Annotated in this window: 19 protein-coding genes and 1 pseudogene; 17 read left to right on the top strand and 3 right to left on the bottom strand. The window is 57.9% G+C overall.

From position 1 onward, the window contains the following. The 6 genes from D8V06_RS02425 to D8V06_RS02400 all read left to right on the top strand — a co-directional run. Positions 1–731: flagellar motor protein (locus D8V06_RS02425; protein WP_130930373.1), on the top strand; the 731-nt coding region annotated here is incomplete at its 5' end. A gap of 12 nt (positions 732–743) precedes the next feature. Continuing rightward, on the top strand, positions 744–1,634 hold the full coding sequence (gene motD / locus D8V06_RS02420) for a flagellar motor protein MotD (RefSeq protein ID WP_056853003.1): 891 nt from the start codon (positions 744–746) through the stop codon (positions 1,632–1,634). Positions 1,635–1,677: 43 nt separating this feature from the next. Further along, entirely contained in the window at positions 1,678–2,466 is a 789-nt protein-coding gene (locus D8V06_RS02415) for a ParA family protein (RefSeq protein WP_056853002.1), read from the top strand. A gap of 1 nt (position 2,467) precedes the next feature. Continuing rightward, entirely contained in the window at positions 2,468–3,424 is a 957-nt protein-coding gene (locus D8V06_RS02410; protein ID WP_056853001.1) for a CheW domain-containing protein, read from the top strand. Positions 3,425–3,465: 41 nt separating this feature from the next. Further along, complete coding sequence (locus D8V06_RS02405; RefSeq protein WP_007980742.1) at positions 3,466–3,951, top strand: chemotaxis protein CheW; 486 nt, start codon at positions 3,466–3,468, stop codon at positions 3,949–3,951. After that, on the top strand, positions 3,952–4,344 hold the full coding sequence (locus D8V06_RS02400; RefSeq protein WP_056853000.1) for a DUF2802 domain-containing protein: 393 nt from the start codon (positions 3,952–3,954) through the stop codon (positions 4,342–4,344). Between the two features lie 133 nt (positions 4,345–4,477). Here the strand turns inward: D8V06_RS02400 and D8V06_RS02395 are convergent. Beyond that, positions 4,478–4,690: pseudogene (locus D8V06_RS02395) on the bottom strand (EscU/YscU/HrcU family type III secretion system export apparatus switch protein); the annotation flags it as partial. A gap of 111 nt (positions 4,691–4,801) precedes the next feature. Here D8V06_RS02395 and D8V06_RS02390 point away from each other — a divergent pair. The 7 genes from D8V06_RS02390 to D8V06_RS02360 all read left to right on the top strand — a co-directional run bounded on the left by D8V06_RS02390 (position 4,802) and on the right by D8V06_RS02360 (position 14,370). Then, entirely contained in the window at positions 4,802–5,077 is a 276-nt protein-coding gene (locus D8V06_RS02390) for a PAAR domain-containing protein (protein WP_330219570.1), read from the top strand. 54 nt (positions 5,078–5,131) lie between these two features. After that, entirely contained in the window at positions 5,132–6,166 is a 1,035-nt protein-coding gene (locus tag D8V06_RS02385; protein WP_241667759.1) for a hypothetical protein, read from the top strand. Positions 6,167–6,201: 35 nt separating this feature from the next. Continuing rightward, positions 6,202–9,078: a type VI secretion system Vgr family protein gene (locus D8V06_RS02380; protein WP_130930371.1), complete on the top strand. Its 2,877-nt coding sequence runs from the start codon at positions 6,202–6,204 to the stop codon at positions 9,076–9,078. A 2-nt stretch (positions 9,079–9,080) separates the two neighbouring features. After that, positions 9,081–11,042, top strand: a complete 1,962-nt coding sequence (locus D8V06_RS02375) for a phospholipase D-like domain-containing protein (RefSeq protein ID WP_130930370.1) — start codon at positions 9,081–9,083, stop codon at positions 11,040–11,042. Positions 11,043–11,045: 3 nt separating this feature from the next. Continuing rightward, the gene (locus tag D8V06_RS02370; RefSeq protein ID WP_241667758.1) at positions 11,046–12,077 is read left to right on the top strand and encodes a sel1 repeat family protein; all 1,032 of its coding nucleotides are present in this window, start codon (positions 11,046–11,048) and stop codon (positions 12,075–12,077) included. Between the two features lie 65 nt (positions 12,078–12,142). Continuing rightward, positions 12,143–13,222: a DUF6396 domain-containing protein gene (locus D8V06_RS02365; RefSeq protein WP_241667757.1), complete on the top strand. Its 1,080-nt coding sequence runs from the start codon at positions 12,143–12,145 to the stop codon at positions 13,220–13,222. Positions 13,223–13,302: 80 nt separating this feature from the next. Beyond that, positions 13,303–14,370, top strand: a complete 1,068-nt coding sequence (locus D8V06_RS02360) for a DUF6396 domain-containing protein (protein WP_241667760.1) — start codon at positions 13,303–13,305, stop codon at positions 14,368–14,370. A 170-nt stretch (positions 14,371–14,540) separates the two neighbouring features. Here the strand turns inward: D8V06_RS02360 and D8V06_RS02355 are convergent, their stop codons facing one another. Together D8V06_RS02355 and D8V06_RS02350 are read right to left on the bottom strand one after the other, a co-directional pair. After that, positions 14,541–14,870: an EscU/YscU/HrcU family type III secretion system export apparatus switch protein gene (locus D8V06_RS02355; RefSeq protein ID WP_130930369.1), complete on the bottom strand. Its 330-nt coding sequence runs from the start codon at positions 14,868–14,870 to the stop codon at positions 14,541–14,543. Further along, positions 14,867–16,441, bottom strand: coding sequence for a flagellar hook-length control protein FliK (locus D8V06_RS02350; protein WP_130908467.1), 1,575 nt, complete (start codon positions 16,439–16,441; stop codon positions 14,867–14,869). Before D8V06_RS02350 ends, D8V06_RS02355 begins: the two co-directional genes overlap by 4 nt. A gap of 198 nt (positions 16,442–16,639) precedes the next feature. Between D8V06_RS02350 and ccmA the strand changes: the two genes are divergently transcribed. The 4 genes from ccmA to ccmD form a co-directional block, all read left to right on the top strand. Continuing rightward, on the top strand, positions 16,640–17,275 hold the full coding sequence (gene ccmA / locus D8V06_RS02345; protein ID WP_130930368.1) for a cytochrome c biogenesis heme-transporting ATPase CcmA: 636 nt from the start codon (positions 16,640–16,642) through the stop codon (positions 17,273–17,275). Continuing rightward, the gene (gene ccmB, locus D8V06_RS02340) at positions 17,272–17,940 is read left to right on the top strand and encodes a heme exporter protein CcmB (RefSeq protein ID WP_007980754.1); all 669 of its coding nucleotides are present in this window, start codon (positions 17,272–17,274) and stop codon (positions 17,938–17,940) included. Before ccmA ends, ccmB begins: the two co-directional genes overlap by 4 nt. A 90-nt stretch (positions 17,941–18,030) precedes the next feature. Beyond that, on the top strand, positions 18,031–18,786 hold the full coding sequence (locus D8V06_RS02335) for a heme ABC transporter permease (RefSeq protein WP_056852993.1): 756 nt from the start codon (positions 18,031–18,033) through the stop codon (positions 18,784–18,786). Beyond that, positions 18,783–18,921: heme exporter protein CcmD (gene ccmD, locus D8V06_RS02330; protein ID WP_130930367.1), on the top strand; the 139-nt coding region annotated here is incomplete at its 3' end. The genes D8V06_RS02335 and ccmD, both read left to right, overlap by 4 nt.

Genomic DNA, 18,921 nt, shown 5'->3' with positions numbered 1-18,921 from the left:
TCAGCCTTATCGGCATCATCATGGCGTTCGTCGCCATCATCGGCGGCAACTACCTCGAAGGCGGCCATCTGGGTGCGCTGGCCAACGGCCCCGCAGCCTTGATCGTACTCGGCGGGACCATTGGTGCGGCATTGCTGCAATCGCCAATGAGCGCCTTCAAGCGCGCGATGCAGATTCTCGCGTGGATTCTGTTTCCGCCGCGTGTCGACCTGGCAGGCGGCGTAGATCGTGTCGTCAACTGGAGCCTGACCGCACGCAAGGAAGGCTTGCTCGGTCTGGAAGGGGTGGCCGACGCCGAACCCGACAACTACTCGCGCAAAGGCCTGCAATTGCTGGTGGATGGCGCCGAACCGGAAGCGATCCGCAGCATTCTGGAAGTGGATTTCTACACTCAGGAAAGCCGCGACATCGAAGCGGCCAAAGTCTTCGAAAGCATGGGCGGTTATGCGCCCACCATCGGCATCATCGGTGCAGTAATGGGCCTGATCCATGTGATGGGCAACCTTGCTGACCCGTCGCAATTGGGCAGCGGCATCGCCGTAGCGTTCGTCGCCACCATTTATGGCGTAGCCAGCGCCAACCTGGTGCTGTTGCCGATTGCCGCCAAACTCAAATCCATCGCGTTGCGCCAATCGCGTTATCGCGAAATGTTGTTGGAAGGGATTCTGTCGATCGCCGAAGGTGAAAACCCACGCTCCATTGAGTTGAAGCTGCAAGGCTTCATGGATTAAGGGACTAACCTAATGGCTCGTCGTCGGCATCAGGAAGAACACGTTAACCACGAGCGCTGGCTCGTGTCCTACGCGGATTTCATCACGCTGCTGTTCGCTTTTTTCGTGGTGATGTATTCGATCTCGTCGATCAACGAAGGCAAGTACAAGATCATCTCCGAGGCGCTGATCGGTGTTTTCACCGACAGCGACCGCGCGCTCAAGCCGATTCCGATCGGTGAGGAGCGACCAAAGACCGTGACCCCGGCCAAGCCGTTGGTCAAAGACAGCGAGCAAGTCGACGCCGGCGTCGCCGGTAGCAGCGATCCGCTGAAGAGCATCGCCGACGACATCAGTGCGGCGTTCGGTGATCTGATCCAGTCCAACCAGATGACCGTGCGTGGCAACGAGTTGTGGGTGGAGATCGAGCTCAACTCCAGCCTGTTGTTCGGCAGTGGCGACGCCATGCCCAGTGACATCGCTTTCAACATCATCGATAAGGTCGCGGCGATCCTGAAACCCTTCGACAACCCGATTCATGTCGAAGGCTTCACCGACGATCAGCCTATTCGTACCGCGCAGTACCCGACCAACTGGGAACTGTCGTCGGCCCGCTCAGCCAGCATTGTGCGCATGCTGGCGATGCAGGGTGTGAATCCCGGTCGATTGGCATCGGTGGGCTATGGCGAATTCCAGCCGGTCGCCAACAACGCCACGGCAGAAGGCCGGGCACGTAATCGGCGCGTGGTGCTGGTGGTGTCGCGCAACCTCGATGTACGCCGCAGCCTGACTGGCACTGGAACTGCCAATGCGCAACCGGATGCCGCGTTGAAGCGTGCTGGCACACAAACTGCACCGACCCCGGTCAAGTCGCCGGTACGAGAGAGCGCCGTCAATTCTCCGTCACCCGCATTAACACGTTGAGCTATTTCTCGGTCGATTCATTGGGCCGGGAGGAACAATCCGAATGAGAGTCTGGGCAGTCGCCAATCAAAAGGGTGGTGTCGGTAAAACCACTTCATCCATCGCTTTAGCCGGTTTGCTGGCCGAGGCGGGCAAGCGCGTGGTTGTGGTCGACCTCGACCCCCACGGCTCGATGACCAGCTATTTCGGTTACGACCCCGACAGCCTGGAACATAGCAACTACGACCTGTTCCTGCACAAGGGCAACGTGCCCCAGGGCTTGCCGGGGCAGCTGCTGCTGTCGACCAGCGACCCGCGCATTTCCCTGCTGCCTTCGAGCACCGCGCTGGCGACCCTCGAGCGTCAGTCGCCGGGGCAGAGTGGGCTGGGACTGGTGATCGCCAAGAGCCTGGCGCAGTTGTGGCAAGACTTCGATTACGCGGTGATCGACAGCCCGCCGCTGCTCGGTGTGCTGATGGTCAATGCCTTGGCGGCGAGCCAGCAGCTGGTGATCCCGGTGCAGACCGAACACCTGGCGGTCAAAGGCCTGGAGCGCATGGTCAACACGTTGGCGATGATCAACCGATCCCGCAAACAGGCGTTGCCGTTCACCATCGTGCCGACACTGTTCGACCGCCGCACCCAGGCCTCCCTGGGCACGCTGCGGGTCCTGCGCGATAAATTTCCAGAGGAAATCTGGCAAGGCTACATCCCGGTGGACACCCGCCTGCGCGATGCCAGCCGGGCCGGGCTGACGCCTTCGCAATTCGACGGCAAGAGTCGCGGCGTCCTGGCTTACCGCGCCTTGCTCAAGCATCTGCTGGCGGCACAACTTGTTCCGCAGGTGGCGTGAGATGAGTCTTGACCGGCCATTGAAACTCACGTCGCGTCCGCAATTGGCGCTGCAGTCGTATCTGGACAACCTTCTGCAAGAGGTGACCGAGGAACTGTTGGCTCCGCTTGACCCGCTTCCTGAGGTGGTCGAAGACGAAGCGGCACTCGATGAGTTCCAGGCCGCGGTGCTTGAAGAGCAGGCTCGTGACGCCCGGCAGGCTGGTTTTACTGCCGAGCCGGTCGCCAAAGCGGCCGTGCCGATGGAAGTGCCTGCACGTCCGGCAATTGCTGTGATCGAAGCACCCACGTCGATGCTGCCGTCGGTATCGACCATCGCGCCATTGCTGCAAACACTGGCGGCGCCCGTCGCCGAAGTACAGCAAGTGCCGGAACCGAAGGTTGCCGAGGTGCAGCCAACGCTGGTGGCGCCGGTGGTCGAAGTTCATCTGCCGCCCGCCAACACACCGCCACCGCTGGAAACCGACGATCGTCCTTCCTGGGCTGCCGAGCCGTTCGAATGCCTGTTGTTCGATGTCGCCGGCTTGACCCTGGCGGTGCCGCTGGTGTGCCTGGGTTCGATTTATTCCCTGGCCGGTCATGAACTGACGCCGTTGTTCGGGCAGCCGGAGTGGTTCCTCGGGATCCTGCCGAGCCAGGCCGGCAACCTCAAAGTGCTGGATACCGCTCGCTGGGTCATGCCCGACCGTTATCGCGACGATTTCAAGCAGGGCCTGCAATACGTCATTTCGGTTCAGGGTTACGAATGGGGGCTGGCGGTGCATCAAGTCAGTCGTTCGTTGCGCCTGGACCCGAACGAAATCAAGTGGCGCAGTCACCGTGGCCAGCGGCCATGGCTGGCCGGCACGGTGATTGAACACATGTGTGCGTTGCTCGACGTTTCCGCGCTGGCCGAGTTGATCGCCAGCGGCGGCGCAAAGCATATGGGCGGCAGTAAACCGCCGCATAAAACTACATAACAGAACAACACCGCCAGGGCGGTTTCTTGAGGGGTCAGGGTATGAATGACAAGGCAACGGCGGCAAAAGGTTCCGAAGATCCGATCCTGCAATGGGTCACCTTCAAGCTGGATAACGAGACCTACGGCATCAACGTGATGCGCGTTCAGGAAGTCCTGCGCTACACCGAAATCGCCCCGGTCCCGGGTGCGCCGAGCTACGTGCTGGGCATCATCAACCTGCGCGGTAATGTGGTCACCGTGATCGACACCCGCCAGCGCTTCGGCCTGATGAATGCCGAAATCAGCGACAACACCCGTATCGTCATCATCGAAGCCGACAAGCAGGTTGTCGGGATCATGGTCGACAGCGTGGCCGAAGTGGTTTACCTGCGTCAGTCGGAAATCGAAACCGCGCCAAACGTCGGTAACGAAGAATCCGCCAAGTTCATTCAAGGCGTGTGCAACAAGAACAACGAACTGCTGATCCTGGTCGAACTGGACAAGATGATGAGCGAAGAAGAATGGTCGGAACTGGAGAGTATCTGATTGATTCTTGAGGTTGCGGTCATTGTCCTGTTCCTGTTCTGGGCAGGCACGCTGGCGATGTTCCTGGCGTACATTCGCGCTCAGAAGCAGATCGCCGCACAACAGGCCCAGAGTGATGCGCAGCGGGATCAGCGCATCAAGGACCTGGGCAAGCGCGTTGACGACTATCAGAATGGCAACGTGCGCATGGGTGAAGACCTGCATGAGCTACGTGCGATCGTCGCGCCATTGCCGGACAAACTCGTTCAGCTGGAACAGCGCGACCCCACCAGCCTGTCGTTCGCCCAGGCGGCGCGACTGGTCGGGATGGGCGCGAGCGTCGACGAACTGACCCAGTCCTGCGGCTTGACCCAGGCTGAGGCGGAGTTGATGAGCAAGTTGCATAGGAACTGATCAGGTCGTTAGGGCCTGAAATCGCCATCGCGGGCAAGCCCGCTCCCACAGGGTTTGAGTGGTGGTCACAAACTTTGTGTGCACCATCAATCATTGTGGGAGCGGGCTTGCCCGCGATGGCGTCCTTGAATCCTCAGTAATCATCCCCGCGTTCGGTGATGTCCTTCTCGACCATGACCGCACCCGGATCCTGCCCCGCCGGAAACTTGTCTTTCAAATTCCACGCAAAGGCGATGATCTCGGCAATCTTGCGATACAACTCATCCGGAATGCTATCGCCCAATTCCATTCGCGCCAGCAACCTCACCAGCTCGGCGTTTTTGCAGATCGGCACTTTGTAATCTCGTTGCTGGGCGGTCCTAGGACAAGGACCACGCCGTCCTACGACCCCAGGCTACAAGTTTTACGGAATGCGCCGACTTGTGACAATTGTTTGCCGTCAGTACCGTGCAGCACAGTGCAAACACGGACGATTCCTGTGCGACCAATCATCGTTATCGACGACCCGACTTCTAGCGGAGGGAGGGTGCTTGAAGGATCACCCTCGACTTTTATCAATGGTCTCGCGGTTGCGAGACTCGGCGATCGGGTGTCCTGCCCTCACGGGGAGTGTTCCATCGTCAGTGGTGACGAAACGCTGCTGGTCGATGACAGAGCGGTGGCCCGCGACGGTGATCTGGTTTCCTGTGGTGCGCGGTTGGTTGCTACACAAAAGGACACCGGCGTTCTCTAAGGATTAGGGATGGCAATCCGTACGAGTATCTACGATCGAATCTCCGAGCGGCGTTTGGCCGCGCAGGAGCAGCAACGTCTGGCAGGCATGGTATTTCCCGAGGGCAAATTCGCCTCCGCCAGCGTCGACATTATCCGGGCCTGGGTCTGGCTTCCTTGTGGCTCATATGACGCGCCGTTGCCAGCGAGTGAGCTGGCGGGGCTGCATGCCGACGTCTTTCAAGACCCACGCCTGCTTGATACGCGGGGACTTAGTCGGCCTGTCCGCCGTTTAGCCACCCCGGCCACAGGATGGCCGGAAGCCGAGGCGCTCGGTCGCTCCAGCGAAATCCTCAAGGCAGCTCTGAACACATGGGCGCCGGCATTTCGGCATTCAATCGATTGGCGCAACACTCAGGTTGTGTTGTTCGTTCCGGGTGCAGTCCGCGCCATGGACTGGCTTGATCGAGCCCTGAGCCTTTGGCCGACTGAGCTATTGCCGCATCGTGGTTTTGACCTGCAGACACAATCTGCGGCGCAGTGGTTGCCCGAGGTTCTGGCTCACAGTGCGGGAGCGCAATACCTGTTGTGCCTAAGCCTGGACACGTGGGCCTGCGAGGAACAGATAACGTTGTGTCCGCCTGAGGAGATGGCTGGCGAAGCGGTTAGTGCGGTGCTGCTGCGCCGCCAATCGGCGCAGACAGATCCGAGGTCCCACAGCCCCCTGAAGCTGTTTGCGCCGATCGAACTGGATCATCTTGCTCGCACTTCACGGGCTCGCCCCGATACGCAAATTTTCGAAAGGTTGATGACAGCGCTGTGTGAGGTTACGGCCATTGATCTTGCGCGAGTAAGCGTGCTGATCGCAGGTGGCGCGATCGATCGCCAGCGGCTCATCCAGCTCAACGAGTATGCCCGGGACTTTTTGCCCGGGTTGGATCTTGACCGACAGATCTGCCTCAGCCCCCTTGGCGCTCGATTCGGGCCAGTGACCGAGCAATGGGTACAAATCGGCCTCGCCTGGCTGACCGCCCGCGCTGAACCTGGCTGCGCCGTTTGGATATTGGACCTTACCTCGGCCAACCAGACCCAAGGCTGGCTGATCGGCTGAAGCATCAAGGACTCATGACAAATGGAGTTTGAACGGTGAATTCAATCACTGACACCGCGATGTCCTCGTTCGGCCATCCGCTGAGCCAGGCCGAGCGCTTGTTGCAACTGACAACACCCCAAGGGCAAGAGCTGTTCGCGCTGCGAGCCCATGGTCAGGAGCGGTTGGGTCGAGTGCCGCGTTACACGGTCGACGTGATCAATCAGGCTGCAGCATTCGACCCGGAGCTACTCATTGGTCAGGCGGTGCAACTGGGCATCAAGCTGGACGACGGTAGCTACAGCCCCAGGCATGGCTGGGTGGAAAGCGTGCGTTACCTGGGAAGCGACGGCGGGCTGGACGACTGGCAACTGGTCTTCGCTCCCTGGTTCAGCCTGTTGGAATACCGTGTGGATTGCCGGATCTGGCAGGAAATGAGCCTTCCCGACATCCTTGCCCAAGTGTTCCAGCACTACAGCCCGGCGAGGGGAGCGTACCGCTTCGAACTGTCACGGGAATATCCACTGCTGTCCTACGTCACCCAGTTCAACGAGACCGATGCCCATTTCGTGCAGCGCTGGTGTGAGCAAGAAGGTTTGTTCTGGTATGTGCAACATGAGGTGGACAGTCACTGCATCGTTTTCACTGACAGTCTCATGTTCCTGCCGACCCTCACCCCGGCGACCCTGCGGTTCCACACGCAACAGGCGGCCGACCTGCAAGACAGCATCACTCAATGGAGCCCCGGTGCCCGATTGCTCAATGGTGCAGTGCAAGCAAGCAGCAATGACTATTTCTGTCATGCCCGATCACAGGTCACGCGAACCGTGGCGCTGCCTGCTGCATCGGCGCCACCGGATCTCGAGCGTTATCAATACCGGGGGCAATATGCCTGGCAGAATCCCGACCGTGGCGATTGGCTCAGCCGTGTGCAGATTGAACAGGACGAATCGGCTGCCAGACGCATACAGGGACAAGGCGGCGTGCGCCAGATGCAACCCGGTCATGGATTCGAACTGGCCCAACATCCGTTGTATGAATTCAAGACGATCAAGGAGCGCCAATTCCTGATCATCGCGGTGGAGTTCTTCGCCCAGAGCAACCTGCCAGTCGGCATGCAGCGAATCAGCCCGCCCGGCAGCCTGAATGCGCTTTTCGAATCCGAGCAGCGCCAGTCGATGTACGCAGTGAAAAGCGAAGGCTTCTACCTGAACCGCTTTGAGACTCAGCGTCTGGACATCGCTTATCGCAGCCCGTTCGCTCATGCCAAACCGGCCAGTCCCGGCCCGCAGACCGCAGTCGTAGTGGCCCCGAGCGGCCGCGAAGTCTTTACCGACAGCCTTAATCGGATCTGCGTACGCTTCCATTGGGACCGCCTGGTAAAGGATGGCGAACTGGGCTCATGTTGGCTGCGCATGATGCAGGCCAGCAGCGGCCAGGAGTGGGGAAGTGTGAATGTGCCCCGCTCTGGTGAGGAAGTTGTGATCACCTTCCTCGACAACGACATCGACCGGCCACTGGTGATGGGGCAAGTCTACGGCGGGCATAAGCCCGCCTGGCACTCAAGCGGTTTGATGAGTGGTTATAAAAGCCGGGAAATCCAGGGGCGCGGCTACAACCAGTGGGTGATGGACGACTCCACGGGCCAGGTTCGTACCCAGATCCACAGCAGTCATGGACACAGCCAGCTGAACCTCGGCTACCTGATAGATCAACAGGGCAATCAGCGCGGCGGCTTGCGCGGCACCGGTTTTGAGTTACGTACGGATGCCTACGGTGCCTTGCGCGCACAGCAAGGGCTGTATCTGAGCACATGGCCGCGCAACAACGCTCAAGGCGGCCAGGTCGATGTTCGAGAAGCCCGGCTACAACTGACGAATGCACAGGAGCGCGTAAGGGCATTGTCCGAGGCCGCTCAGCAGCACAATGCCCTGCCGATGCAGGGGGGCGTCGACAGCCTTGAGCAACTGACCGCCGACACTCAGCTTAACTATGGCAGCAATGACAACAGCGTTTCCAGCGCCAAGCGGCAAACGCGCAACGCGGGTGATACCGATGCAGCGATCAGCAGTGGCGGCCGGGGCCAGACCCCCGGTTACCACAAACCGTTGCTGATCGCTTCGGCCCCGGCCGACATCGCCACTGCGACGCCGCAAAATACCCACCTGCACAGCGGCAAGCAGTTGACTCTCTCAACGGGTGAGGACATCAACCTCGCCAGCGGCAAGTCATTGCTGGCCAGCGTCGCTGAAGGGATCAGCCTGTTTGCCCGGGCGGCGGGCGCCAAATTGTTTGCGGCCAAAGGCAAGATCGAAATCCAGGCGCAGAGCGATTGCATCGAGCTCACCGCCAGGGACAGCGTGCGCATAACGTCGACCGCACGCACCGTCGAGATCGCCGCGCAGGAGGAAATCCTGCTCACCAGCGGCGGCGCCTACATCCGTATCAAAGACGGCAATATCGAAATCCATGCGCCCGGCACCGTTGATGTAAAGGGTGTGAAGAAAACGTTCAGTGGCCCGGCGCAACTCAATCGCGATAACCCGGCGTGGCCCACAGCCTCGCTCAGGCAAACGCTCACATTGATGGTGGGGCAAAGCAGTGTCGCAGGTTATCAGCCCTGGGCAGGCATGCCTTACAAGGTGTTCGCCGATGGCGCGCCGGCTGGAAACGGTGTCATGGATGCCAGTGGCCAAATCGCCGTTGACCACCATGCCACCACCAGCCGTTACCGCATCGAGCTGGCTAACGGGGTCAAGTACAACGTGCCGGTGGCCGGCGACTACACGGATGATCCGGACAACGCCGAGCGGGCGAATCAGGGTTTTCAACGCCATTCGAGCCAGCCACATCCCGAGATCACGCCCCCGGATGACGCCAGTCAGTTCCGCCAGGCATACACCCAACTTAACTCGCCGAAGCCGGAGGCTTGAAGATGACCACCCCCACGATCACTGTCCCGGTCGCCACCAGCAAAACCATGTCATGTCAGCTCAACCTGCCGTGGTTCGTGCAGAACACCGAATACCATCCGGTGCCCGCGACTTTCGAACCTCTGGTCAACGGCGAGCGTGCGTTCGGTGCGGTGTATGACGCCATCCTGGCGGCCAAAAGCAGCGTGGAAATCATCTGCTGGGGCTTTCAGCCTTCGATGTATTTCAAGCGGGGCGACACCAGTTCGCTGTGCATTGGTGATCTGCTGATCAAGAAAGCCAACGAAGGTGTTCAAGTCCGGATCCTGTGCTGGTACGACACGTTGCGCGTGGCCCAGACTTCGGAGAATTCGACCCCGGGTGACAACGTTTCCAATTGGTTCGGCAAGTTCAGGCAAAACCGAAACGACGCGCAAGTCGAGTATGACAAGTTGTGGTATCGGCAGATCCGGCTTGCCTACACCGGCGCTGAAACCGGTCCGATCGAGCTGGTACAACGCTTCTTCCGCATGCTGATGTGGGGCAACGAGCCCTCGTTGAGCATCAAGAACATCGAGTTCGTTACCCGCGACTTCGGCTTGCTTGACCGGGCAGAGATTGCCTGGCGGCTGACCATGAAATCGATGGATGAGGATCGCAGTACCCGCAACAAAGTCATGAGTTCGGTGGCGATGTTTGCCGAACCGACCCATCACCAGAAAATGGTCCTGGTGGATTATGAAAAACCGCAGGTCGCGGTGGGTTTTGTCATGGGGCATAACACGCTGGATGCCTACTGGGACAATGACCAGCACAGCTACGAGCGACTGCATCCACAGTTCGGACGCAATGGCGAAACGCCCAGGCAGGATATTTCCAGCCGGGTGACCGGCCCGGTGCTTGAGCACCTGAATCACAATTTTTGTGTGGCCTGGAAAAAAGAAACCCGCATCGACCTGCTGGCTTCTCGTCAACACATCGCCCCGCAACTTCATGTACGACCAGGGCATGGCACCGCCGTCATGGCCCAGATCCTCAGGACGCAAAGCCAGGACAACAAGCGAGACATCGAGAAGCTGTATTTGAAAGCCGTCAACAACACGACCCGATTCATCTACATCGAGAACCAATACTTTCGCTGGCCACCCCTGGCGGAAAAGATCAAAAGCGTTGCGCAAGCCCTCATCGACGGCGGGCGCGATCTCGAAACATATGGGCCGCTCTATCTCTTCGTCGTCACCAACTCCACCCAGGAGGCCATGGGTGACGGCTCGGTCAATACGTTCCGCATGTTGAAGCAATTGGGGCGTCCGGAACTGATGCCGGGGGTGGCCAGAGCCGAACGTCGTGACCAATTGTTGGCCGACATTGAGCAAGCCAAACAAGCAGAACGTTTGGCCACGGTGAACAAAGGGGTTTTTGAAAGAATATACGGCACTGACCCTGAGGCGTCGGCGGCGCGCTATTACGAAACGCTGAAAACCAACCTGGCGCAGGCACGGGCCAAGGTTGAAACGCTCGAAAAAAGACTTCCAGGCCTTGATCGGGAAATTATTTCACCGTCCGAAATTCCCGGGTTGAAAGTGCATATCTGTACGTTGGTAGCGCCAGACTCACCGCCCGGACAGTGGATGGATGTGTATGTGCACAGCAAGTTGATGATTGTCGACGATGTTTTTACCACGCTGGGCTCAGCGAACATCAATACCCGCAGTATGCAGGTAGACAGTGAATTGAATATTTGTATTGAGGATCCTGCGGTTACGAAACCGTTGCGGGAGCATTTGTTTGGGGTGCATACGGGGGGAGAAGCATTTGGATCTGATATGGATGGGATGTTCAAAAGGTGGAATGAGATTCTTGTAGAAAATAACGCCCGAAGAGTGGAGGGACTGCAAAGAAAAATGGCAATGGATTTAAAATCTCCAGTTGCATCGTTAGTTGAATTTTTGCAAGAGAGTCCTGAAAGAAAAAATTGGGACTGAGCGATGAAGAAAGTAATTATTGTTTTATTTTTTTGTTTTTTTATGTTGGCGTGCTCGAAAAAGGAAGAAAGGATGCTCGAACCTTCGCAAATAGACTTTGCCTACGGTAGATTGGGGTTTAAGTGTGTGTATGAACGCGATTCCTTGCCGGAATTGAACAAGGACGCGGACGTCCTCTATCGGTATGGCCTTTACTTGGAAAAACGTAAAGGACAGAAGGATTACAACGACATCGCTCGCTATTATCGTATCGCGGCTGCACATGATCATTACAAAGCCGCGACTAATCTGCAATATCTGCTGTCAACCGGACAGACCCATTCTCCCGACTCAAGCAAAGAGACCATTGATCTAGCTGAGTACTATGTGGCCAAAGGCATTCCTGGGTCCTATTACGACATGGCGCATTACCTGGAGTTAGGTTATGGCGTCAAACAAGATGTTGCTGCTTCCAGAGCTTACTTTCGGAGGGCTGCCGACTTGGGAAGTCCAGACGCTCAGTATTACATAGGCCGGCTTCTCTCTTACGTTCCCAATACGGCTGATATCATGATGGCAATGTACAAGTGTGCGATGGAACAAGGGCATCGATTAGCAGGAAGAAGTTATTCAAGTTATACGAAAGTAATCGGAAAGTATCAAGAAGCTCTGCACGGTTATCATGCAGCAACCCGAAATGGCGACGATCTGAGTGCGTATAGACTCGCTAATGCATTCAAAGGACCACCTGTGTCTAATGAACTAAGCTATTTGGCATTACATCGAGATGACGAACGCGTCGATCGATACAATAAAATCAGCGACTTCCTGACACGCCACGAACACCTCGGCGCAAAAGTTCCCGACCTGGATGACATAGTCCCACTCCCACCTGCAACCCTCCCTGCGTGGGATGGCACCTTCCAATGGAAACGAGAGCGTGACTCGGCGGTCCCCGTCATTCCCTCTGCAGAGCTGATCGAGAAACTGAGCGCAGAGAAAGGCCTCGACCCTGCCACCGGCCTGCCACTGCCAAAACTCAGCGAGGCCACCTGAGCATTACCGTGTGGATTTGTAAGTGGGCAGTTTGGGAAGTGAATGGATGATAGCGAAGGTACTCAGTGAAGCGTGATGTCATGCGGCGAAACTTGATAAGTAATCGGCTTGGGCTGGGTAGACTGCTACTGGCGTTTGTCAGCTACCTGCTGATCACGGCCTGCTCAAAAAAAGACGAGCCAATGCCTGAATCTGCGTCGGTGGACTTCGCTTTCAGTAGTCTGGAATTCAAGTGCGTTCACGAAAGCGATTCGTTTCCGGTATTGGATCAGGGCGCGGACATTCTCTATCGGTATGGTCTTTACCTGGAAAAACGTAAAGGGCAAAAGGATTACACTGAGATCGCCCGCTATTATCGTATCGCAGCTGCACATGACCATTACAAAGCCGCGACTAACCTGCAGTATCTACTGTCAACCGGACAGGCCCACTCTCCTGGCTCAAGCAAAGAAACCATTGATTTAGCTGAGTACTATGTGGGCAGAGGCATTCCCGGAGCTTATTACGACATGGCGCACTACCTGGAGTTAGGGTATGGCGTCAAACAAGATGTTGCTGCGTCCAGAGCATACTTTCGTCGAGCAGCCGACTTGGGGAACCCGGATGCTCAATATTACGTAGGCAGACTTCTGTCCTATGTTCCAAATACGGCCAAAATCATGCTGGCGATGTATCAGTGCGCGATGCAGCAAGGGAATAGATTAGCGGGGAGAGATTATGCAAGTTATTCGAAGGTCTCACGCTTGTATCGAGAGTCCTTGGAAGGCTACCAACATGCGACTAAAGATGGTGACGCAAACAGTGCGGGAAATCTGGCAAATGCCTTCGAGGGGCCGCCAGCCTTCGACAGGCTTTACTACCTGGCTCTTGAACGAGATGACGAACGCGTCGATCGATACAATAAAATCAGCGACTTCCTGACACGCCACGAACACCTCGGAGCAAAAATCCCCGACCTGGATGACATCGTCCCACTCCCACCTGCAACCCTCCCCGAATGGGATGGCACCTTCCAATGGAAACGTGAGCGTGACTCGGCGGTGCCCGTCATTCCTTCCGCAGAGCTGATCGAGAAACTCAGTGTAGAAAAAGGCCTCGATCCTGCCACCGGCCTGCCCCTGCCAAAACTCAGCGAGACCACCTGAGCATTACCGTGTGGATTTGTAAGTGGGCAGTTCGGGAAGTGAATGGATGATAGCGAAGGTACTCAGTGAAGCGTGATGTCATGCGGCGAAATTTGATAAGTAATCGGCTTGGGCTGGGTAGACTACTACTGGCGTTTGTCAGCTACTTGCTGATCACGGCCTGCTCAGAAAAAGACGAGCCAATGCCTGAATCTGCGTCGGTGGACTTCGCTTACAGTAGTCTGGAATTCAAGTGCGTTCACGAAAGCGATTCGTTACCGGTGTTGAATCAGGATGCGGACATCCTCTATCGGTATGGTCTTTACCTGGAAAAACGTAAAGGGCAGAAGGATTACAACGAGATCGCTCGCTATTATCGCCTCGCGGCTGCACATGACCATTACAAAGCCGCGACTAACCTGCAGTATCTACTGTCAACCGGACAGGCCCACTCTCCTGGCTCAAGCAAAGAAACCATTGATTTAGCTGAGTACTATGTGGGCAGAGGCATTCCCGGAGCTTATTACGACATGGCGCACTACCTGGAGTTAGGGTATGGCGTCAAACAAGATGTTGCTGCGTCCAGAGCATACTTTCGTCGAGCAGCCGACTTGGGGAACCCGGATGCTCAATATTATGTAGGCAGACTTCTGTCCTATGTACCTAATGCAGCCGAAATCATGCTGGCGATGTACAAATGTGCTATGGAGCAAGGCCATAAATTAGCAGGAAGAAATTATTCGAGTTATTCGAAAGTTACTGGACATTACCAACAGTCGCTGCAAGGTTATCAGACAGCAATTCGTAACGGCGATGCCAATAGTGCCAGTCGAATGGCTAACGCATTCGAGGGCCCGCCAGCGTCCGATGAGCTTTATTATCTGGCACTTGAGCGGGATGCTGAACGCGTCGAACGATACAGAAAAATTAACTTGTTTCTGCGACGTCATGAACATTTAGGGGCAAAAATCCCCGACCTGGATGACATCGTCCCACTCCCACCTGCAACCCTGCCCGAATGGGACGGCACCTTCCAATGGAAACGAGAGCGTGACTCGGCGGTTCCCGTCATTCCCTCCGCAGAGCTGATCGAGAAACTGAGCACAGAGAAAGGCCTCGATCCTGCCACCGGCCTGCCCCTGCCAAATCCCACCGGGAGATTTAATTGACCAGGCCCCGGCACTGGCTGCCCGCGAATGGGCATTCTGAATGAGCGCGGCGCACTTGCGTCCATCGCGAGCAGGCTCGCTCCTACAGTCGTTCGGTGTCGTTCACAAAATCCGGGTCCACCACAGATCACTGTGGGAGCCAGCCTGCTGGCGATGGCGTCCCTGAATCCTCAGTAGTCCTTCCCGCGTTCGGTAATGTCCTTCTCGACCATGACCGCATCCGGATCCTGCCCCGCCGGAAACTTGCCTTTGAGATTCCAGGCAAAGGCGATGATCTCGGCAATCGTGCGATACAGCGCTTCCGGAATACTGTCGCCGAGCTCCATCCGCGCCAGCAGTCTCACCAGTTCGGCGTTTTCGTAGATCGGCACTTCATAGTCGCGGGCGATTCGCAGGATTTCTTCCGCCAGTTCTTCGTCGCCCTTGGCTGTGAGGGTAGGGGCGTGGCTGCCGTCGTATTTGAGGGCGATGGCCTGGCGTGGGGCGTTGGGAATGTTCATGCGTTTTCGTCGACCCAGCGTTGTTCGAGGCGGGTTTGTGGGCCTTGGGGCGGTTTGCCGTGGTGGCAATCGAGATCGCCGACGTTCAGGCCGCAATCGAGCATGCGCGCGCGCAATGTCGCCAGATTGCTTTCGATGAGGCTGGCGGTGTACGGCCGTTCGGCCCACAGCTGGCTGGACAGGCTGCCCTTGATCAACTGCGCCTGAACCTGAATCGGCCCCAGCGGCTCCATGTCGAAGGCCAGATCGACCCGCCACAATTGTTGTTTCGGCTCGCGTTCGTCGCGGCGTTCCTGAGGTTGATCGCTATCCGGTGCGTCTTCGCGCTGGAACTTGATCTGCAAGGGCACGATGTCCTGCAGATTGCGCATTGGCACTTCCAGCTGCCAGGTGCTCATCAGTCGTCCGTCGTTGGTCACTCCGGTTTGCTCCAGGCTCGATAACTGATGGCTTTGCAGGCGTGAAACCGCTGCCGCGGCGAGGCGCAGCAGGTGTTCGAGATCGTCTTCGCCGTCCGCGCTCTGCAACATCCGTTCGGGCAGTGGAAAACTGGTGGGCGACGGCTTGGCACTGACCTGTCCGAGCATGCCCAACGCGTTGCGCACGAAACTCGGCATCGCCTGGGCCAGGGTGTTGGCGGCGATGATTGCACCGAGATTGGTACTGGCCGGCAGCCCCGGCGTCAGTTGCGCGATCAGCTTGAGCAGGTCGCCTTTCATGTCGGGTGCCAGCGCCGGGTTCTGGCCGGTCAGCAGTTTCGATTCGAGGAACGCACCGCTACCGGCGAGCGCCAGCGCCAAGCCTTTTGGTGTACTCAGTTGGTGAACGTCCGGCAGTCCGGCCAGCAGCTTGTCTACCGCAGCACGCACGTCACTGGAGGTCTGGTTCGAAGGCGGCAGGTTTTGCAGGAGCTTGAGCAAGCCATCTAGAGAACCTTGACGGCTGGTCTGGCTGACCAGTTGCTGGGTCACCGCCAACTGTTCCTGACGGCTGCTCAGCGGTACGAATTTCAGCGTATGCGTGTCCTGCACCTGCGCGCTGAGCAAGGTGCCGATGCGCAAGGGTTGCGGGCTGTCGACACTCAGGGTGCTGCCGCTCAATGCGGTGTTGAGCAGGCTGACCATCGAGCGAAACACCGTCGGTTGGCCGGGCACTTGAGGCAACACCTGGGAGGTCAGCACTTTGCCCTGCAACAGCGTACCGACTGGCAGTTGCGCGGTGTCGATGCGGGTGAGCGTGGCGACGCTGGAAGCAATGGCTTGTTGAACGGTGATCGCCAGATTGCCCGCCGACGGCTGCGTCACGGCGACGCTGGTGCCCTGGGCCAGCGGTTGATTACTGGTGGCCTGGACCGTGGTCTGGCGGCCGCTTTCGAGGGTGACCTTGAGCAATAGCTGGAACGTCTGGTCCGCCTGCTTGAGCGACAGCACTTCAGCCTTGGCGGTCTGGCCCGCCGTGATCAGACCTTCGATGGGCGTCAGCAGCTTGAGCAACTCGCCGCTTACTACCTGTGGGCGCGCAGAAGTCGGGGTGATCTGCGGCAGCGGGAGGATGTTCATTTCGCCTGTCATACGCGGTCACAACCTTGGGAAAATGCACTCTTTAGAGTAGGAGCTGGCATGTATAATGCCGCGCAGTTGTATACAGAGTGCCGGAAACATTGCAATTATTTGATCCAGCTCGTTAGTTCGGGCCGCCATTACATTTATCCTGCATCTCTTTAACGGCCGCGCCAGAGCCGACTTGAACCGTATAAGGCCCGTGAACCCTTGACCAGTCCTGTCCTGCAAACCGTTGCCCTTGCCTGTGAGCGAGACCTTCGGCTGCTCTTCGAAAATCTCGATTTGCGACTGGCCAGTGGCGAAATGGTACAGATCAGCGGCCCCAACGGCAGTGGCAAGACCAGCCTGTTGCGTCTGTTATCGGGCCTGATGCAGCCGACGGCCGGTGAGGTTCTGCTCAACGGCCAGCCGTTGAACGAGCAACGCACCGAGCTGGCGCGCAATCTGTTGTGGATCGGCCATGCCGCCGGGATCAAGGACTTGCTGACGCCGGAAGAGAACCTGAGTTGGCTCTGTGCCCTGCATCAACCGGCTTCCCATGGAGCGATCCGGGACGCTTTGGCCGCAGTCGGGCTGCGCGGTTTCGAAGATGTGCCTTGTCACACATTGTCCGCCGGCCAGCAACGCCGCGTTGCCTTGGCGCGTTTGTATCTGGAAAGCCCGCCGCTGTGGATTCTCGACGAACCATTCACGGCCCTCGATAAACAAGGCGTGGCGCAACTCGAAGAACACCTGGCCGTGCACTGCGAACGCGGTGGGATGGTGGTGTTGACCACTCACCATACACTGAGCCGCATGCCGGCCGGTTATCGCGACATCGATCTGGGGAAATGGGCCGTATGAGTGTATTCGGTCTGTTGGTGGCCCGTGAGGCCCGATTATTGTTCCGCCGTCCTGCGGAGCTGGCCAATCCGCTGGTGTTTTTTGCGATTGTGGTTTCGTTGTTCCCGCTGGCGGTCGGTCCCGAGTCTCAATTGTTGCAAACCTTGTCTCCGGGGTTGGTCTGGGTGGCCGCGCTTTTATCGGTCCTGCTCTCGCTGGACGGGCTTTTCCGCAGTGATTTCGAAGACGGATCCCTAGAACAGTGGGTCCTTTCGCCGCACCCCCTGGCTCTTCTGGTTTTGGCCAAGGTGCTGGCACACTGGGCGTTTTCCGGCCTGGCACTGGTTTTGCTCGCACCCTTGCTGGCGTTGATGCTCGGTTTGCCTGCCGCCTGTCTGCCGGTGTTGCTGCTTTCGTTGTTGCTCGGTACACCGGTGCTGAGCCTGCTCGGAGCGGTGGGCGCAGCGCTGACGGTGGGTTTGAAGCGCGGCGGCCTGTTGCTGGCGCTGCTGATTCTGCCGTTGTACATCCCGGTGTTGATCCTTGGCAGTGGCGCCTTGCAGGCCGCCTTGCAAGGCATGCCGGCGACCGGTTATCTGCTGTGGCTGGGTAGCCTGACCGCCCTGGCGATAACCCTGACACCTTTTGCAATAGCTGCTGGCCTGAAGATCAGCGTCGGCGAATAATAACGAGGTCTGGTCATTTTTTGATCACTTCTTTTGAAGAAAGACAGGCCCTGGCTCTTCACAGTAAAGAGCAACCGTGACGGAAACACTATGAACTGGACGTGGTTTCACAAGCTCGGCTCGCCCAAATGGTTTTACGGCATCAGTGGCAAAATGCTGCCATGGCTGAGTGTCGCGGCGTTGCTGCTGATCGGCGTTGGCGTGGTCTGGGGCCTTGCGTTCGCCCCGCCGGACTACCAGCAGGGCAACAGCTTCCGCATCATTTATATCCACGTTCCGGCCGCCATGCTGGCGCAGTCCATCTACGTGATGCTGGCGGTGTGCGGCGTCGTCGGGCTGGTGTGGAAGATGAAACTGGCCGACGTCGCCCTGCAATGCGCAGCGCCCATCGGTGCCTGGATGACTGCCGTGGCGCTGGTCACCGGGGCGATCTGGGGCAAACCGACCTGGGGCTCGTGGTGGGTCTGGGATGCACGACTTACGTCGATGCTTATCCTGCTTTTCCTGTACTTCGGTCTCATTGCGCTGGGCAACGCCATCAGCAATCGTGACAGTGCGGCCAAAGCCTGCGCGGTGCTGGCGATTGTCGGCGTGATCAATATCCCGATCATCAAATACTCGGTGGAGTGGTGGAACACCCTGCACCAGGGCGCGACTTTCACCCTCACCGAAAAACCGGCGATGCCCGCCGAGATGTGGCTGCCATTGCTGCTCACGGCGCTGGGTTTCTACTGCTTCTTCGGCGCGGTATTGCTACTGCGCATGCGCCTTGAAGTGCTCAAGCGCGAAGCGCGGGCCAGTTGGGTGAAAGCCGAAGTGCAAAGCAGCCTGGAGGTCGCTCGATGAGTTTTGCGTCATTCGGCGATTTCCTCGCCATGGGCCATCACGGCCTGTATGTCTGGTCGGCCTATGGCATTTGCCTGGCAGTGCTGGCCCTCAACGTGGCGGCGCCGATCCTGGCCCGCAAGCGGTATCTGCAAC

The sequence above is a fragment of the Pseudomonas sp. Sample_24 genome (assembly GCF_004307605.1).
Lineage (GTDB): Bacteria > Pseudomonadota > Gammaproteobacteria > Pseudomonadales > Pseudomonadaceae > Aquipseudomonas.
Note: the sequence above shows the minus strand (reverse complement) of the source record. Positions and strands in the feature narration are given on the sequence as shown.

Bases quoted from the DNA above. Each gene is read 5' to 3' on its own strand.
- motD (WP_056853003.1), top strand. From the start codon at position 744: ATGGCTCGTCGTCGGCATCAGGAAGAACACGTTAACCACGAGCGCTGG.
- D8V06_RS02415 (WP_056853002.1), top strand. From the start codon at position 1,678: ATGAGAGTCTGGGCAGTCGCCAATCAAAAGGGTGGTGTCGGTAAAACC.
- D8V06_RS02410 (WP_056853001.1), top strand. From the start codon at position 2,468: ATGAGTCTTGACCGGCCATTGAAACTCACGTCGCGTCCGCAATTGGCG.
- D8V06_RS02405 (WP_007980742.1), top strand. From the start codon at position 3,466: ATGAATGACAAGGCAACGGCGGCAAAAGGTTCCGAAGATCCGATCCTG.
- D8V06_RS02375 (WP_130930370.1), top strand. From the start codon at position 9,081: ATGACCACCCCCACGATCACTGTCCCGGTCGCCACCAGCAAAACCATG.
- D8V06_RS02370 (WP_241667758.1), top strand. From the start codon at position 11,046: ATGAAGAAAGTAATTATTGTTTTATTTTTTTGTTTTTTTATGTTGGCG.
- D8V06_RS02360 (WP_241667760.1), top strand. From the start codon at position 13,303: ATGCGGCGAAATTTGATAAGTAATCGGCTTGGGCTGGGTAGACTACTA.
- D8V06_RS02355 (WP_130930369.1), bottom strand. From the start codon at position 14,870: ATGAACATTCCCAACGCCCCACGCCAGGCCATCGCCCTCAAATACGAC.
- D8V06_RS02350 (WP_130908467.1), bottom strand. From the start codon at position 16,441: ATGACAGGCGAAATGAACATCCTCCCGCTGCCGCAGATCACCCCGACT.
- ccmB (WP_007980754.1), top strand. From the start codon at position 17,272: ATGAGTGTATTCGGTCTGTTGGTGGCCCGTGAGGCCCGATTATTGTTC.
- D8V06_RS02335 (WP_056852993.1), top strand. From the start codon at position 18,031: ATGAACTGGACGTGGTTTCACAAGCTCGGCTCGCCCAAATGGTTTTAC.